Origin of the sequence: Streptomyces humicola (assembly GCF_024436035.1) — a bacterium.
Taxonomy (GTDB): domain Bacteria; phylum Actinomycetota; class Actinomycetes; order Streptomycetales; family Streptomycetaceae; genus Streptantibioticus_B; species Streptantibioticus_B humicola.
Genome location: NZ_JANFNG010000001.1, coordinates 476,461 through 490,734, shown reverse-complemented (window position 1 = coordinate 490,734; position 14,274 = coordinate 476,461). Strand labels below are relative to the sequence as shown.

The 14,274-nt window shown below is 70.2% G+C and carries 14 protein-coding genes; 4 read left to right on the top strand and 10 right to left on the bottom strand.

Going from position 1 to position 14,274, the window contains the following annotated elements:
* Window positions 1-30: 30 nt before the first annotated feature.
* The 5 genes from NGB36_RS02340 to NGB36_RS02320 are packed head-to-tail and all read right to left on the bottom strand — an operon-like array spanning window position 31 to window position 5,185.
* On the bottom strand, window positions 31-2,139 hold the full coding sequence (locus NGB36_RS02340) for an ATP-binding protein (protein ID WP_255918312.1): 2,109 nt from the start codon (window positions 2,137-2,139) through the stop codon (window positions 31-33).
* A gap of 22 nt (window positions 2,140-2,161) precedes the next feature.
* A complete protein-coding gene (locus NGB36_RS02335; RefSeq protein ID WP_255918311.1) occupies window positions 2,162-2,719 on the bottom strand; it encodes an SUKH-4 family immunity protein in 558 nt (185 codons plus the stop codon).
* A gap of 37 nt (window positions 2,720-2,756) precedes the next feature.
* Window positions 2,757-3,617 carry a nucleic acid/nucleotide deaminase domain-containing protein gene (locus tag NGB36_RS02330; RefSeq protein WP_255918310.1) on the bottom strand — a complete coding sequence of 287 codons (861 nt, stop codon included), beginning with the start codon at window positions 3,615-3,617 and terminating at the stop codon, window positions 2,757-2,759.
* An 18-nt stretch (window positions 3,618-3,635) separates the two neighbouring features.
* Window positions 3,636-4,451, bottom strand: coding sequence for a nucleic acid/nucleotide deaminase domain-containing protein (locus NGB36_RS02325; protein WP_255918309.1), 816 nt, complete (start codon window positions 4,449-4,451; stop codon window positions 3,636-3,638).
* A gap of 8 nt (window positions 4,452-4,459) precedes the next feature.
* On the bottom strand, window positions 4,460-5,185 hold the full coding sequence (locus NGB36_RS02320) for a WXG100-like domain-containing protein (RefSeq protein ID WP_255918308.1): 726 nt from the start codon (window positions 5,183-5,185) through the stop codon (window positions 4,460-4,462).
* A 770-nt stretch (window positions 5,186-5,955) separates the two neighbouring features.
* Between NGB36_RS02320 and crcB (NGB36_RS02315) the strand changes: the two genes are divergently transcribed.
* From crcB (NGB36_RS02315) to crcB (NGB36_RS02305), 3 genes are read left to right on the top strand one after another with little or no spacing between them, the layout of a single operon-like run.
* Window positions 5,956-6,546, top strand: a complete 591-nt coding sequence (gene crcB, locus NGB36_RS02315) for a fluoride efflux transporter CrcB (protein WP_255918307.1) — start codon at window positions 5,956-5,958, stop codon at window positions 6,544-6,546.
* A complete protein-coding gene (locus NGB36_RS02310; RefSeq protein ID WP_255918306.1) occupies window positions 6,543-6,989 on the top strand; it encodes a DUF190 domain-containing protein in 447 nt (148 codons plus the stop codon). Before crcB (NGB36_RS02315) ends, NGB36_RS02310 begins: the two co-directional genes overlap by 4 nt.
* Entirely contained in the window at window positions 6,989-7,357 is a 369-nt protein-coding gene (gene crcB / locus NGB36_RS02305; RefSeq protein WP_255918305.1) for a fluoride efflux transporter CrcB, read from the top strand. Before NGB36_RS02310 ends, crcB (NGB36_RS02305) begins: the two co-directional genes overlap by 1 nt.
* 45 nt (window positions 7,358-7,402) lie before the next feature.
* Here crcB (NGB36_RS02305) and NGB36_RS02300 read toward each other — a convergent pair whose 3' ends face one another.
* Window positions 7,403-7,765, bottom strand: a complete 363-nt coding sequence (locus tag NGB36_RS02300; protein ID WP_255918304.1) for a cupin domain-containing protein — start codon at window positions 7,763-7,765, stop codon at window positions 7,403-7,405.
* Between the two features lie 544 nt (window positions 7,766-8,309).
* Here NGB36_RS02300 and tuf point away from each other — a divergent pair.
* Entirely contained in the window at window positions 8,310-9,482 is a 1,173-nt protein-coding gene (gene tuf, locus NGB36_RS02295) for an elongation factor Tu (RefSeq protein ID WP_255918303.1), read from the top strand.
* Between the two features lie 43 nt (window positions 9,483-9,525).
* On the opposite strand, the gene NGB36_RS02290 is transcribed toward tuf, so the two are convergent.
* The 4 genes from NGB36_RS02290 to NGB36_RS02275 form a co-directional block, all read right to left on the bottom strand.
* Window positions 9,526-11,076, bottom strand: a complete 1,551-nt coding sequence (locus NGB36_RS02290; RefSeq protein ID WP_255918302.1) for a CocE/NonD family hydrolase — start codon at window positions 11,074-11,076, stop codon at window positions 9,526-9,528.
* A gap of 87 nt (window positions 11,077-11,163) precedes the next feature.
* Complete coding sequence (locus NGB36_RS02285; RefSeq protein ID WP_255918301.1) at window positions 11,164-11,922, bottom strand: hypothetical protein; 759 nt, start codon at window positions 11,920-11,922, stop codon at window positions 11,164-11,166.
* Window positions 11,922-12,416: a SigE family RNA polymerase sigma factor gene (locus tag NGB36_RS02280; protein ID WP_255918300.1), complete on the bottom strand. Its 495-nt coding sequence runs from the start codon at window positions 12,414-12,416 to the stop codon at window positions 11,922-11,924. The genes NGB36_RS02285 and NGB36_RS02280 overlap by 1 nt, the downstream gene beginning before the upstream one ends.
* 207 nt (window positions 12,417-12,623) lie before the next feature.
* Window positions 12,624-14,105: a hypothetical protein gene (locus tag NGB36_RS02275; RefSeq protein ID WP_255918299.1), complete on the bottom strand. Its 1,482-nt coding sequence runs from the start codon at window positions 14,103-14,105 to the stop codon at window positions 12,624-12,626.
* Window positions 14,106-14,274: the final 169 nt, after the last annotated feature.

Genomic DNA, 14,274 nt, shown 5'->3' with positions numbered 1-14,274 from the left:
GGCTGAGACGCCTGATCGGCGGCCGCACCCTCACGGGAGGGCGCCCAGGTCGCACCGCCAGCAGGTGATGCCGTCGTAGCCGGCCGCGGCCAGCATGCCGTCGGGGGTGAGGACGAGCGCGGCGATGTCGTGGGGAACGTGGATCTTGCGGCTGGATCCGTACTCCACCCGCCCGACCGATATGACGCGATGCGTGTACGCGGCCGCGTACACGACCCCGACCCGGGTCTCAGCAAGCGCGATGGCAGTCGGGGGAGAGCCGTCCATCATGAATGCCTGGTCCAGCGGAGGCCTGGGCGGTGCCCATACGCTCAGATGGCCGTCGGCACTCCCGACGAGCACCAGGTCGGCACCGTTGCCCAGCCGCAGGCAGCCCACCGCGGTCAGCGGGACCTCGGAGATCCGCACGGTGACCGGCTCTCCGCCCCCGGCCTCGTGCAGATGGACCGTGCCGGCGGCATCACCCACCACCAGCGTCCGTCCGCCCGGGTCGCCGCCCAGGCAGACCGCCCGGGTGCCGCCGGCAGGAGAGTTGTGGTGCGCCAACGCGGCCTGGAGCGCGGGATCGACCGGGCCGACGGCACGGAGCGTGCCGCTGGTGTCCAGCAGCACGAAGGTGTCGTCTCCGATTCGGACCAGCCCCGAGGCGCCGGTGGCCGGTGTGTTGACCGTCCGGCCGGCGACCGTGCCGTCGGCCGTGCTCAGCCTGCGCAGTTGCCCCAGCGTGTCGGCCGCGATCACCGTCCCCTCGGCGCCGGGTGCCATGGCGGCCACCGCGCCGGGCCAACTGGCCTCCGGCACGGGGCCGTCGAGCACAGGCAGGGACCGCCGGGGCAGCGACCACCGGGCGATGAACCCGCTCCCCCGCGCGGCGGGCGCCAGCAGATCCGCCAGCCGTGGTGCGTTCGCCAGCGCGCTGGTGCGCAGCACCGCGGCTCGTTGCGCTTCCGTGCGTGGCGCGTCGTAGGCCTCCCCGTACAGGGTGGGGGCCGCTGGGTACCAGGCGGCGCGCAGCGACGGCGGCGTCGGCACCTTGGCGTCCTCCAGCGCCCGGGTGATGGCACCCGCCTCGGCGTGGACGAGGAACCCCGGGTCGCTGATCAATTCCCCGGCCATCCGGGGTTCCGGCGCATGCGCCAGGATGTGGTCCAGCACATAGCGCGGCGCGTGCTCCCAGTCGGGACGGCCGTTGCGGTCGCGGGGAACGAGGCCGAGCAGGATCTCGAACACCCGCTCCGGGTCGGGGACCTGCTCGCCGGAGTCGTCCTCCCGCCGTGCGAGGGAGACCAGCCGGGGCAGCGGCAACCGGTACTCCACGGTGCGGCGGGTGAGCCGGGCCGCCGCCTCGTCCACCGCGTCGGCGGCATCCGGGTCGTGCGGGTGGAGTCCGGCGTGCAGCAGCCGCCAGGTGGCGACCCCCATCCATCCCCGGGCCAGCGCCAGGGTCCGCATGGCTCCGCGCACTGGCGCGCCCAGGCTCTCCCACCAGGCGGTGCAGACATCCTTGCCCTCGGGGAGGCTGTCCGGCAGCGAGGCGGCCAGCTGCCCGGACACCGGGTGCGGGAACACCTCGCCCACCGGAACCGAGGGCCTGCCACCGGCCAGCTCGTTGTACCAGCGGGTGTACTCGCCTTCGTCCGTCATCGCCGGGTCGTCCAGGTCGATGACCCGGGCGGGCTTGGTGAACGGACTGGCCTTGGCGTCCCTGACCTCCGCGAGCACCCTCACCCACGGCAGCTCCAGCAACGGCTCCAGCACCTCGGGCACGAGCATGGTCCCCGGCGCCCTGCCGCGGTTGTCGAGCTTGTGCGCGTCTGCCACGACGATGCACAACGGGCGTTCGTCCTGGGTGACATGGCGCAGCAGGTCGTCCACTGACCAGCCGTCGTAGCAGAGTTGCCCGGAGATCCCCCACACCGCCTCGGCCAGGCGAAGCCCTTCGCCCGGCACCATCGCGTCAAACCGTACGGGACCCATCGACCAGGCAAGCAGGTGACTCTTACCCGCTCCCGCCGCACCGCTCACAAGACACAGTCGCTCCGCCTCCCGGTCCTGCACCCAGTCCAGCAGCGCCTGGCACGCGGGGGTGCGCCCGGCCTCCACGTCCGGGAAGCGCGCGAGAGACAGCCTGTCGGTCACGGTTACTCCTTGCCGGAATGGCTCAGTACTGCCAGGCGATGCGGTCGGCCAACTCGTGCCAGTAGCCCTGCTCATGGCCGACGCCGAAGGGGTCGAGGCCGCGCACTTCCGTGATCAGATTGTTCATCGCGGTTTCGATCTCGTCGGGCATGGCGTAGTCCGGGTGGAGGAGTTCGTAGTCGCGGTGGAACGAGGCGAGGAAACGCGCGAAGAAATCGACACGAGTGTTCATGAACTTGACCGTCTCGTCTCCGTCGACTTTGATCCAGACCTCCCCGGTGGCGCCGTCGAGCAGGTACTTGTCGTCGACGAACCACCCGAGGACGACCCAGTTGTCGAGGGGTTTGTCGGTGTAGTCGCCAAGGTTGGGCTGGCGTTCCAGGGCTCCGACCAGACCGGATGCCAGATCGTCGTCGACCGTGTAGACGAACTCGTCCACGTCGGGCATGCCGACTTCCGAGAGGAACTGGACCGTCGGGGCGTGGGTGATGGCCGGGTTGAGTCGGTCCGCCGGTGCCGTGACCAGGTTGTCGGCGCCGAACTCTTTTTCCATCGCCTCGCGTGAGATGGCGAACGTCATGTGATTCCTCGGTGGTACGGCTTGTGGTGTGGACGGTTCAGCCTCGGGACGAGGCCGCGTGGCGCAGCAGCTCCACGAAACCCTGCTCGCGGGATTCGGCGGTGCTGCCGTAGTCGAAATTGTGGGTGAACTCCGCTTCCGGGAACTCCGTCGCCATCCACAAAGAGCAGTAGTGGCCCGGCATGAAGCACGGCTGGAGTTCGGTGTGCACCTTCTTCACCTGGGAGGACGAGACCCCCGCGGCGCGCAGTTCACTCCAGAGCCTCTCCTCCGGATGCACGCACAGCGCACCGGACTTGGTGACGATCTGCTGCTCCCCCCGTGCGTCCGTGATCTCGAACGCCGCGTAGGCGGAGTGCGAGGCGGTGTGCCGGATGTCCTCCAGCACCCGCGACCACCAGGTGTCGCCGGACTGGACCGTCTCCACCTCGACGTTCGCGAGCTGCTTGAGCAGGATGCGGATGTGCGAGGCGCTCTCCGGCACGCTCTTGGCGGCCGCGATCAGCGACAGGGCTTCGTCCAGCGCGATCAGCGACTCCAGGAACAGGGGCAGGCTCTCGTTGATGAACGCGCCCGACATTCCGAGGCCGATGAACGCGGCCCGTACCGCGCCGGATTCGTCGAGGCAGATCTCGGCACCCCGATCCGATCCGATGCGGTACCACGACGCCTGCTGGTCGCCGGTGAGTTCGCAGTCCAGCCGCTCGGCGTAGGCGCCGAGCCGGACGGGGTCGCCGTCCGCCGTCGTGAAATATGGCCCGACTTGTCGAGGTATTCCGCAATCCCTGAGCAACGCGATCTGCTCGGGGGGCAGAGGCAGGTCTTCCGCGCCTTCCGTCCGCCGCAGACCGGATGCGCCGAAACGCGCCGTGAGCCTGCCTGCCAGGTCGTCGATCATGGCCTCATCCTACTCCCCTCAACTCGAGGGAAGCGGTTGGTCGAACAGGCCAAGGAGGTAGCTGGACAGTTCCCCGTGCTCCCTTACGTCCTTGTCCTTTGCATAATTGAACGAATGGCTGACCTCGGGTTGACCGTTGTTGAAATACCTTCCCAGCCATGACTGGCAATTGCGGCCGAAGTCGCATGGAGCTCTTTCCGTGTAGACCGCTTTGACGTTTCCCCCTATTCCCTTCTCGAGGAACGGGATGCCGGCGTACTGCTCGGAATGGGCCTTGTACGGGATGCTCCTGCCGACCAGGATGAAGTTGTGGCCGCTGCCTTCGTCGCGATAGTGGAATGCCACGTAGTTGCGGCCGTAGGCGGCCTCGCCATCCGCCCGGCGGGCCTGTGCGGTCGCCATGGAGAGTGGGGTGCTGCCGGGGTCGACCTTGGTGGAATCCACCGGGTTCCGGACCTTCGGCCCGAGATCTCCCGGGACCTTCTCGTTCGGCTCGGCGTCGAGGGTGTACTTGCCCTTTTCCCATGTGGAGGCTTTGCCGTCCTCGCCCAGGATCTCCTTGATCCCGGATCCCTTGTCGGCTTCCGTCTCGACGTCGTGCAGCGGATGGAACTTGCCTCCGACCAGCTTCATGACGGTGCCATCGGCTTCGACCTTGTACACCGGAACCCGGCCGGCGATCTCACCCTCGGCCTTGTCGAAGTGGTCGGCCGCCTTGCGGGTCGCCTGGCCGAGGTCGTGGAAGCGCTGAGCCATCCCCTTGGGGATCTTCTCGCTGAATTTCTCCAGAGTCCGTACGACCGGCCTGGCTATTTTCTCTTCTATCCCGCCCATGGTGCAGCTCAGCCCCCCGTCGTGAAAGTGAGGGCGCCGACCTTGTTGGCGAAGGAACGGCCGCCCTCCATGTTCGCGTCCGCCTCGCCCTTGAGCGTTTCGCCGTGGGCGCGTATCGCGTCGGTGTCCAGTGCCAGGGCGGGCGGTGGTCCGCCGACCGCGAGCTGGCCGGCCTCCATGAACATCAGCCTCTGCGCCGCCCGTTCGACCTGCTCCTCCGCCGGGCCGAGAGTCGCGTTCACCAGCTTGCCGATCACCTCCGACTCGAAGCGCTGCATGATCGCGTTGAGGATCTTGTTCTGCGCCTCGAGGAACACCACTTCGGCCGCCTCCGCGATGCCGAAGGTCACCACCGCGGCGGCCTGGTCCGCCACGAACTCAGCGGCCGCGATGACGAGTTGGGCGATGACCTCGCCCTTCATCCCCTCGACGCCGACGGCGGCGATCTCCAGCCCATCCGCGAACAGGCGGCACGCTTCGATCATGTCCTTCATGTGGCCGGAACTCTGCTCGCTCCACACCTGCGCCAGCGCGGTGTACGACTGGGCCTTGTAGACCTGCGGCAGGTCGCCGGTGATGACGCCGTGCGTCTTGTCGTGCGACCGCTCGCACTCGTCCGCGTAGCTCCGCAGGTGCTTTGCGGCCTCGCGCAGCTGATCCTCGTCTATCTCCGGCCAGTTGAAGCCGAGGACTCCGACGATCTCAACGAGCCAGTGCGGCAGATTGATTGCCATGTGAACGCGCCCCCCGCTGAACGACGGCCCTGTCATGTATCCAAAGGGTCATCATATGGAACGGTTAACCTGCAGCTCCAGTCCTGGAGTTGAGCGCCCATCTGTTCATGACAAGGCTGTGACAAGGGAGTTGTGCACTGGGGCGCCGTCGCAGGGCTGCCGTTCCCCGCATCACGGCCGACGGCACGGCAGCGAGCACGTGTGCGCGGGCCCGGGCGCGGGTGCTCTCGCAGGGGCGACGAGCGGCCCGCCGTCGTGGTCGGTGAGAGCCGTCCAGCGTCCGGGGCCGCCCGGGCGCCCGCGGGGCTGCGTCCCAGCCCACCAGGATGCGACGTCCCGGGCGGCGCCCCGCGCGGTGGCGCTCCGGGCACAGTCGGCCGACGAGGTGTACGAAGGCCCGTTACGAAGGAGCCATTCGGAGCCAAAGCCGCAGCTGAGCGGGGCCCGGCGAGAGTGGGACGGCCGCCCGGGACCCGCCCGGTAGGCTGGGGACAAAGACGGCGGTGGGGCTCGCCGACAACCGCGACCAACGCCGGTCGCCAACAGTCCCTGCCTGACATCTGCGCGCGCACGCACCGCACGTGCCGCGCAGTCATCGACGACAGGTGGGAGGACCAGGCCCCGCGGGACATCGTCACCCCAGCGCCCTGAGGCCCGTGGCACGAGACGACCGTGGTACATATCCGCATGGCGCGACAAACACCGACGACAGCCACAGCAGCCACATCAGCGACAGCGAGGGAGTGCCAGTGCCGTCCACGGGAGGATCCATGGAGCGATCGCAGGCCGGGAAGCCTGCCGAGACGCTGCCGGTCGATCCCGACGCCGAACCCCGCCCTGCGGTCGCGACGCGGACCTATCGGCCCCGCGCCCGCAGCCGTCAGTGGGACATCCAGGCGGTGATCGCCCTCGGTGGCGGGCTCGGCAGCATCGCGCGCTACGGCCTCGCCAAAGCCCTGCCTACCCCGGCGGGCGGCTTCCCCTGGGCGACCTTCCTCACCAACGTCTCCGGCTGCTTCCTGCTCGGCCTGCTCATGGTCTACGTCCTCGAGGTGTGGCCGCCCTCCCGTTATGTGCGGCCGTTCCTCGGCGTGGGCGTCCTCGGCGGCTTCACCACGTTCTCCACGTACACCGTCGAGCTGCGCGGGATGCTCGCCCTCGGCCACTGGTCGACTGCCGACGCCTATGCCCTGACCAGCATCGTCGCGGGATTCGCCGCCGTATGGACCGGCATCGTCGTCGCCCGGCGCACCAGTGGCCTGCCGGTACGGCGCGGCCCGCGCCGCCGCAGCGAAGCCGGACGCGCACCGAAGCAGCCCGCGGCAGCAGGCGCCGCACCGACCCGAGGACGCCCGTCATGAGAGCGCACCTTCCGCACCGGGACCAGCGAGACGCCGACGAGCCCACCACGCCCCGTGAGCCGAGGCAGCCGCTGCAAGGCCCGGCCGTGCGGCTGACCGTCCACCTCGGCGAGAGCGACCAGTTCCACCACCGGCCGCTGTACGCCGAGATCGTCCACCGCGCCCACCACGCCGGCCTCGCCGGCGCCAGCGTCTTCCGCGGCATCGAGGGCTTCGGCGCCGGGTCCGTGATCCACACCTCCCGCCTCCTCGACCTCGCCGAGGACCTGCCCGTCGCGGTCGTGATCATCGACTCCGAGGAGCGGGCCCGCGGCTTTCTCCCGCAGCTGCGCGAGATGGCCCCGGACGCCCTGATCACCATGGAGCACGTGGAAGCCGTCGCGCTCGCCGCACCGGAAACCGCGGACAGCGTTGCGCGTGCCCCCGAGGAAGGAACCCGATAATGCCCGTCCTGCTGGTCTTCCTGGGCGGCATGATCGGCGCGCCCCTGCGCTACCTCGCCGACAAGACGATCCAGGCCCGCCACGACAGCGTCTTCCCCTGGGGCACCTTCACCGTCAACATCTGCGGCGCTTTCGTTCTCGGCGCCCTCACCGGCGCCGCCGCAGCCCACGCCCTGCCCCACAGCGCCACGCTGCTGCTCGGCACCGGGGTGTGCGGGGCGCTCACCACCTTCAGCACCTTCGGCTACGAGACCGTGCGCCTGCTGGAGGACGGCTCCCTCGCCGAGGCCGGACTCAACGCGCTCGGCAGCCTGCTGACCGGCGTCGCCGCCGCCATCGCCGGTTATGCACTTCTGACCTGGCTGTAGCCCCATTCCGTCAACCGGTACTTGACGGCGCATCGCGTCACCGGGCTACCGTTTGGCGTAGTCGCCGTAACCCTGCCAGTCGATCACGACACACGGTTCATCGCCCACCACCCATGCGTCGTGGCCGGGCTCGGCCGTCATCAAGTCGCCCGGCCCGAACTCCATCTCCTCACCGTCGTCCATGACGATCTTCATGTGCCCGGAGACGAAGTACCTGATGTGCGCAGCTTCGCAGCTCCCGGTCCTGGCAATCGGCTTGACGTGTTTGGACCACTGCCATCCCGGCTCGAAGATCGCGCGACCTACCGGTCCCTTTTCGAAGGTGATGAGCTGGAGTCTGCCCTTGTCCTCTTCAAACGGCCGAACCTCGTCGGGCGAATCGAAGTTCTTTCGTGTCAGACCAGCCATGGCACACGCTCCCAAGCGTCGAGGATCTGGTCTCTCCTCCATGGTCACACACGCCACGGGTCCACGAACCGGCACCGCGGTCTGCGCGGCCAGGGCCGCGGCGACTGCCTGCTCCGCGGCGAGGACAGTCTCCTATGCACTCCTATGCACTCCTATGCACGGCCCCGGACGGCTGGGCGCGGTGCGGCGGCGGACGACGGATGCCGTGCACACGAGAGCCGAGTGCCGGCCGGCCCGGCGTAGGGCAGGTCACGCGAGGAGGACTGGCACGCCGGGCCGTCGCCGGTAATTCACTCGCCAACCTCCCTGGCATGCGGGCATGCTGGGCTCATGTTCCGGCACGCCTTCCTCACCTCGTCTGCAGTCGCAGGCGCGCTGAAGGCTGCCGTCGATTCCTCGCCGGTCCAGCCTGCCGGCGGCGCCCGAGTCTGACCCTTCCCGGATACTCCGCGAACCCCGCAGGGGGAGGGTCGGCCGGGCCTGAGGGGTTCGCCGTTCCCGCACATGGACGGGAGCGATTCACACCATCACCGGGGAAGGCATCATGGCCAAGCAGGCCTACGTGCGCACCAAGCCGCATCTGAACATCGGCACCATGGGGCATGTCGATCACGGCAAGACCACGCTGACCGCCGCGATCACCAAGGTGCTCAGCGCGCGCGGCACCGGCGCGTACGTCCCGTTCGACCGCATCGACCGGGCTCCGGAGGAGTCCGCCCGCGGCATCACCATCAACATCGCGCACGTGGAGTACGAGACGGAGACCCGCCACTACGCACATGTCGACATGCCGGGTCACGCCGACTACGTCAAGAACATGATCACGGGTGCAGCGCAGCTGGACGGCGCGCTGCTGGTCGTGTCCGCACTCGACGGAGTGATGCCGCAGACTGCCGAGCACGTGCTGCTCGCCCGTCAGGTCGGCGTCGAGCACATCGTCGTCGCGCTCAACAAGGCCGACACCGGTGACCCGGAGCTGACCGACCTGGTCGAGCTGGAGGTGCGCGAACTGCTCTGCGCGCACGGCTATCCGGGGGATGCGCTCCCGGTGGTGCGTGTCTCGGGGCTTCGCGCGCTGGAGGGTGACGCGCGGTGGACGCGGGCGATCGAGGCGCTGCTCGACGCGGTGGACACCTATGTACCCGTCCCGGCTCGTTACACCGACGCGCCGTTCCTGCTCCCGGTGGAGAACGTGCTCACCATCAGCGGGCGCGGCACGGTGGTCACCGGGGCGATCGAGCGCGGCACACTGCGCGTCGGCGACCGGGTCGAGGTGCTCGGGGCGGGACTGGAGACGGTCGTGACCGGTCTGGAGACCTTCGGCAAACCGATGGAGTCCGCCGAGGCCGGGGACAACGTCGCGTTGCTGCTGCGCGGTGTGCAGCGGGACGCCGTGCGGCGCGGGCATGTCGTCGCGGCGCCGGGCAGTCTCGTGCCCATCGGTCGCTTCGCGGCGCGGGTGTACGTGATTCCCGCCGCGCACGGCGGTCGCCGCACGCCGATCAGCACTGGCTACCGTCCGCAGTTCTACATCCGCACGGCGGATGTGGTCGGCGACGTCGACCTCGGTGATTCCGCGGTCGCCGTGCCCGGGAGCACCGTGGAGATGACGGTGAGTCTGGGCAGGCCGGTGCCGCTCGAGCCGGGTCTGGGCTTCGCCATCCGCGAGGGCGGCCGCACCGTCGGCGCCGGAACGGTGACGGCCCTCCACACCTGACGAGTTGCCTGCCCTCCCGCACACGTGGGAGGGCAGGCGCATGTCAGCTCACGGGCAGGGCCAGTTGGGACGGGTCGGTGGACGGCGAGCTGAAGGAGATGGTGCTTCCCAGCGGCGTGAGACCGGCGTAGAGCGGGTCCTCGGTGTCGAGGACGACGGCCAGGTGGTGGCCTGCCGGGAGGTCGTAGGCCGTGGCGAAGAGGGAGACGTCGAGGGGGAAGGGGCGCCCCGGCGTGCGACCGGACCAGCTCTGCGGTGCGTGGGTGATGAGCTTTCCGGTGCCAAGGGTGTTGACGTCGTAGAGGTACGCGATCAGCGTGCCTTCGGGCGAGGACGAAGTGAGCGTCGTGCGCAGGTGCGGGATGCCGCGGATGCGCAGGCCGGCGGCGTAGTCGGGCGACTGCCAGACCGCGGCGGCGCTGCGGGGCAGCAGGGGGATCTCGGCGAGGGGCGGCAGGCCCGTGATCTGGTCGAGCAGGCCGGACACCTCGACGATGCCGGCGTCTGCGCCCGAGTCGATGCCCCCCTGGATCGTCTGCACCCCGTCGAGCGGCAGGCGTTCGCTGCGGGTGCTGACGGCTTGCCAGCTCGGGTACTGCTCCTGCTCCCCGGAGGGGCGCACCTCCAGCCGGACGCAGCTGCCGCCGTCGCCGGGCCGGCCCTTGAGGTAGTGGTCGAGCCAGGCGAAGGCGCTCGACCAGGCGGCGTTGGGCAGACCGGCCAGGCCCGTCAGCTCCTGCGTGGCATGGTCACCGGGCCGCAGTTCCAGGCGTTTGGGGACGGTCAGCTTCTGGTAGAAGGAAATGATCTCACTGGGATTGAAGATGCTGTCGCCCCACGCGTTCTCCAGCAGGACGGCAGTGCCGTGGGCGTTGATCCGGTCGGCATAGGTGACCGGTGATCTGGTCCGGGCCCAGGCGATGACCTCGGCCATGTCGTGGTCGGTGAACAGGTCCGAGAGCGTCTGCCGCACCTGCGGGCTTTGGCGGCCCGTCGGGGCCTGGATGGCGCTGAGAGCGGCCGCCGCTTGCAGATGGCGGGTGTCCCCGCCGTCAAGGGAGTCGACGAGATCGCCCCAACCGCTCAGCGAGGCCACCGCCTTGAGCCGGGGATCGAACGCGGCGCCCATCAAGGTGAGGCCACCGCCCAACGACAGGCCCATCATGCCCAGCCGCTGGGGGTCGGCCGGTGTGTGCGCGAGGGCCCAGTCGATGACCGAGGAGATGTCGGCCACGTCCCTGGGGCCCGCGACATCGATCCGGCCGCCCGAGAGCCAGAAGCCGCGCACGGTGTAAGTGACGGCGACATAGCCGTCGTCGGCGAGCTTTCTGCCCTCGGCGATGTACTCCAGATCGTTCTGGCCCCAGGCGGCCGGCTGGACGACCGCCGGATAACGGCCGTGGGCGTCCGCCCCAGGTGTGCCAGGCGCGGGGGTGAACACGTCGGCCTTCAGGACGACGCCGTCCTTCATGGGGATGTCGGCCAGGCGGAGGGAGGGCGCTGCCGCGGCGGCAGGGGGCGCGGGAATGGCGGCTGCGGCCGCAAGTACGGCTAAAACGACGGCACTTGCCGTCCGCCGATGGGTTCGCGTCATGATCGGAGGGTAGAGGCAGTCGGCCGGGAGCGATGAGACGACGATCAGCCAAACCTACTGGCCAGTAGTTGTGCGGCTGGCGCCGGATCAGCTCTGGTACACCTGGTCCATGCGGACCACTTGTCCTGTGCTCTCCCGGCGCACGCCGAACACCTGGTCCGGGTGGCGGGCCAGCCCTGCCGCCAGCTTCTGGAGCGTGGACGGCGACGACGTGGAGCCGGTGCTGAGTGGCGCCGTCGTCGTCACCACGGCGCCGGGGGCGACCGGAATCCACTCACCGGCGCCGCTCGAAAGCAAGTGGCCCTGCACACAGGAGAGCGGCACGGCGAACACGACGGTTCCGATGCCGGAAGAGGTCAAACCGTCCGGGACGGTCAGCGCGCGCAGCGATTCGAGCGTCTCCCCCGCCCTGACGGAGGCACACCAGGCCGCTGCGCCCGTGCCCGAGGGCATCACCCGAGAGGAGGCCGTCGGCCCGGTGGTCACCGCAGCCCCCCCGGGGGTGCCGGCCGCAGCGCCGGCACCCCCGGTGGCCGCGGGGGGGCCGGAGGCGGACGCGTGCGGGATGGCGGGGGTGGCGGACGCGGATGGCGAGACGGAGACGGCCGACGGCGCGGCCGGACGCGGCGCCGCATGGAACGCGCCGCCCAGTGCGAACGCGGTACCGCCGACCAGCAGGCCGGATACGGTCACCGCGGGCACCCCCAGCGCGCGCCGACGACGACGGCGGCGCTCGGCGAGCGCGCGTACCTCGGCGCCGCTGCGCGGCGGCTCGCCTGCCGCGTTGCGCGCGCTGTCGGCGAGCGCGCGCAGCGCCCGCCGGTACGGCTCGTCCCCGTCGCTCATCACGCGTACATTTCCATCAGTTCGTCGTCGGACAGGTGCTTGGCGAGAGCGGCGCGGGCCCGGGAGAGCCGCACCTTGACCGTGCCGACCGGCGCGCCGGTCTCGGCGGCGACCTCCGCGACGGGCATGTCGCACAGGTAGTGCAGGACAATCACTCGACGCTGCTCCTCGGGTATCTTGCGCAGCGCTGCCACCAGCGCGGCGGACTCGGGCCCCGGCCCGGAGGCATCCGGCGGGGCCCCGTGGCGGAAGAACGCCTGCAGCGTGGAGCGCGCACGCCGCCAGCGGCTGACCGCCAGCCGCCATGCCACCGTCCGCACCCAGGCCTCGGGGGCCTGCGCGGCGGAGAGCTGCTCCCGCCTCCCCCAGGCGCGCATGAAGGCCTCCTGGACGACGTCCTGCGCCTCGGCAAGGTTGCCGGTCATCGCGTAGAGCTGGCCCACCAGCCGCGACCAGCTGTCGGCATAGAAGTCGTCGAACTCGTCAGGCGACAAGCGCTCCTGCTCCCTGCTCCGGTCCGTTCGATGGCGTATCCCCTGCTGCAGGGGGCACGCCGAGCACCGGGCGCAGCCCCGCCGGCTGCGCACTCTATCCGCTCTATCCGCCACGTACTACGTACTGCCTTGGCCCCCGCCGCCCCTTGACGACGCGGGCGGACGGGCCGGGCGGGGCTCACCGTACCCGCCCGGCCCGCCCGAGCGTCAGCCGAGGGTCGGCAGGGACGGAACGGAGGGAACCGACGGAACGGACGGGAGCGACGGAGTCGCCGGGACACCCGGGATGGACGCCGGGCCGGCCAGGTCGTAGGCCAAGGAGCCATCCGGCAGAGAGGCCACGACGGGCGAGGTGGAGGCGGCGAGGCTGCGGCCGGCAGCGGTCGCCGTGACCTCGGCGGATGCGGCGACGTGGGCGGTCGCCGTGACCGTGCCCTCAGCGGTGAACGCGACATTTTGCGTGAACGGCTGCGCCTGGGCGGCGACTCCGTACGCGAGCGGCTCAACCTCGTTCGCGACGCCATGCCCGAACGGAACGGCCTGGCTCGCGACACCCTCGGCGAACGGCGCGACCGGGGCGGTCTCTTCCTGGACGAACGGCTGAACATTGTTTGCCGCGCCGTGCGCGAACGGAACGGCCTGGCCGGCCACGCCGTGCGCGAAGGCCTGCGCCTGGCCGGCCACACCGTTCACGAACGGCTGCGCCTGCATGACGCCGTGCGCCGCCAGCGCGGTGTCGACGGTGACGGCGGCCTGGGCGGAGAACATCGCGTGATCGGTGGTGCTCGCGGCAACCGGGGGCAGCACCGTGGCGGAGGCCTGGTCGACGACGAGCGTTCCCTCGCCCGTCGCGGAGGTCACGGCACCGGTGGCCATCGACATGTCGCCGGCGGGCAGTTCGACGGCCGGCAGGCTCGGCAGGCTGCCGGCCGGCACGGAGGTCGGGATGCCGGCAGGCACGGACGGCAGGTCGGGCAGGCCCATGGGGGTGCCGTCGGCGGGCAGCGCCTTGTGCACCTTGCCCAGCAGGTCGAGGCGCGAGGCCACGGCGAGCACGCCGTTGGCCACGTCGGTCGCCTGGCCCTCATCCGGCAGTGAGGGGACGGAGGGGACAGTCGGGACATGGCCGACATGCTGCAGCGAGCTCGTCACGCCACCGGCGTTCAGGCCGTGCTCGGCATGGGTGAGGTGGGACAGCACACCGGCCGGGGCGGCGGGCACGGACGGCAGCGAGTGCCCGTCAGTCAAGTGCCTTGCGGTGTCAAGGGATTGGACACTCGGGTGCATCTGCTTCCCGGAGCCGTCCACGCCGCCGGTCAGGCCCTCGACGGACTGCAGGGTACCCCCCAGTGTGCCGGTCACCGAGCCGGCCGACGGCAGGGAGCTCGTCCCGCCCTGCACATTGGAGACGGCGTGGGTGACGGTGCCGGTCACGAGGCTGGTGGCCGAGCCCGTGGCACCCGCGGTCGTAAGCGACGAGGTGCTACCGGCGACCGTTCCGAGGGCGCTGCTCGCGTCATCGGTGACGGAGCCGACCGTGTCGCCCCCGCCGGTGCCACCGGGCAGGCTGGCGGCGTTGGCGGCGACGCTGCTCAGGGCCCAGATGCCGGTGGCGGTCGCAGCGACGGCTACCGCACGACGCGTGAGGGGGGACTCGGCAAGGGGCTTGACCCGCTTGTGAGAAGCCATGGTGGGTAAGACCTCAGTTTCGGACGTAAAAATGCAACGCCGATGCGGGGAGGGCATCGGGGTGGGGGGACGATTCAAGCCCTCTACGCACCGGAGAACCCGCCGGGTTACATCTCCCGGGCAGGTTTTCCTGTGATCTGGATCACGAACCTTGCGTACTGCCCTCTTC

Excerpts from the sequence above, each read along its gene's own strand:
- NGB36_RS02335 (WP_255918311.1), bottom strand. The coding sequence starts at position 2,719 with ATGACGTTCGCCATCTCACGCGAGGCGATGGAAAAAGAGTTCGGCGCC.
- tuf (WP_255918303.1), top strand. The coding sequence starts at position 8,310 with ATGGCCAAGCAGGCCTACGTGCGCACCAAGCCGCATCTGAACATCGGC.
- NGB36_RS02330 (WP_255918310.1), bottom strand. The coding sequence starts at position 3,617 with ATGATCGACGACCTGGCAGGCAGGCTCACGGCGCGTTTCGGCGCATCC.
- crcB (WP_255918307.1), top strand. The coding sequence starts at position 5,956 with ATGGAGCGATCGCAGGCCGGGAAGCCTGCCGAGACGCTGCCGGTCGAT.
- NGB36_RS02310 (WP_255918306.1), top strand. The coding sequence starts at position 6,543 with ATGAGAGCGCACCTTCCGCACCGGGACCAGCGAGACGCCGACGAGCCC.
- NGB36_RS02300 (WP_255918304.1), bottom strand. The coding sequence starts at position 7,765 with ATGGCTGGTCTGACACGAAAGAACTTCGATTCGCCCGACGAGGTTCGG.
- NGB36_RS02285 (WP_255918301.1), bottom strand. The coding sequence starts at position 11,922 with ATGAGCGACGGGGACGAGCCGTACCGGCGGGCGCTGCGCGCGCTCGCC.
- crcB (WP_255918305.1), top strand. The coding sequence starts at position 6,989 with ATGCCCGTCCTGCTGGTCTTCCTGGGCGGCATGATCGGCGCGCCCCTG.
- NGB36_RS02325 (WP_255918309.1), bottom strand. The coding sequence starts at position 4,451 with ATGGGCGGGATAGAAGAGAAAATAGCCAGGCCGGTCGTACGGACTCTG.
- NGB36_RS02275 (WP_255918299.1), bottom strand. The coding sequence starts at position 14,105 with ATGGCTTCTCACAAGCGGGTCAAGCCCCTTGCCGAGTCCCCCCTCACG.
- NGB36_RS02320 (WP_255918308.1), bottom strand. The coding sequence starts at position 5,185 with ATGGCAATCAATCTGCCGCACTGGCTCGTTGAGATCGTCGGAGTCCTC.
- NGB36_RS02290 (WP_255918302.1), bottom strand. The coding sequence starts at position 11,076 with ATGACGCGAACCCATCGGCGGACGGCAAGTGCCGTCGTTTTAGCCGTA.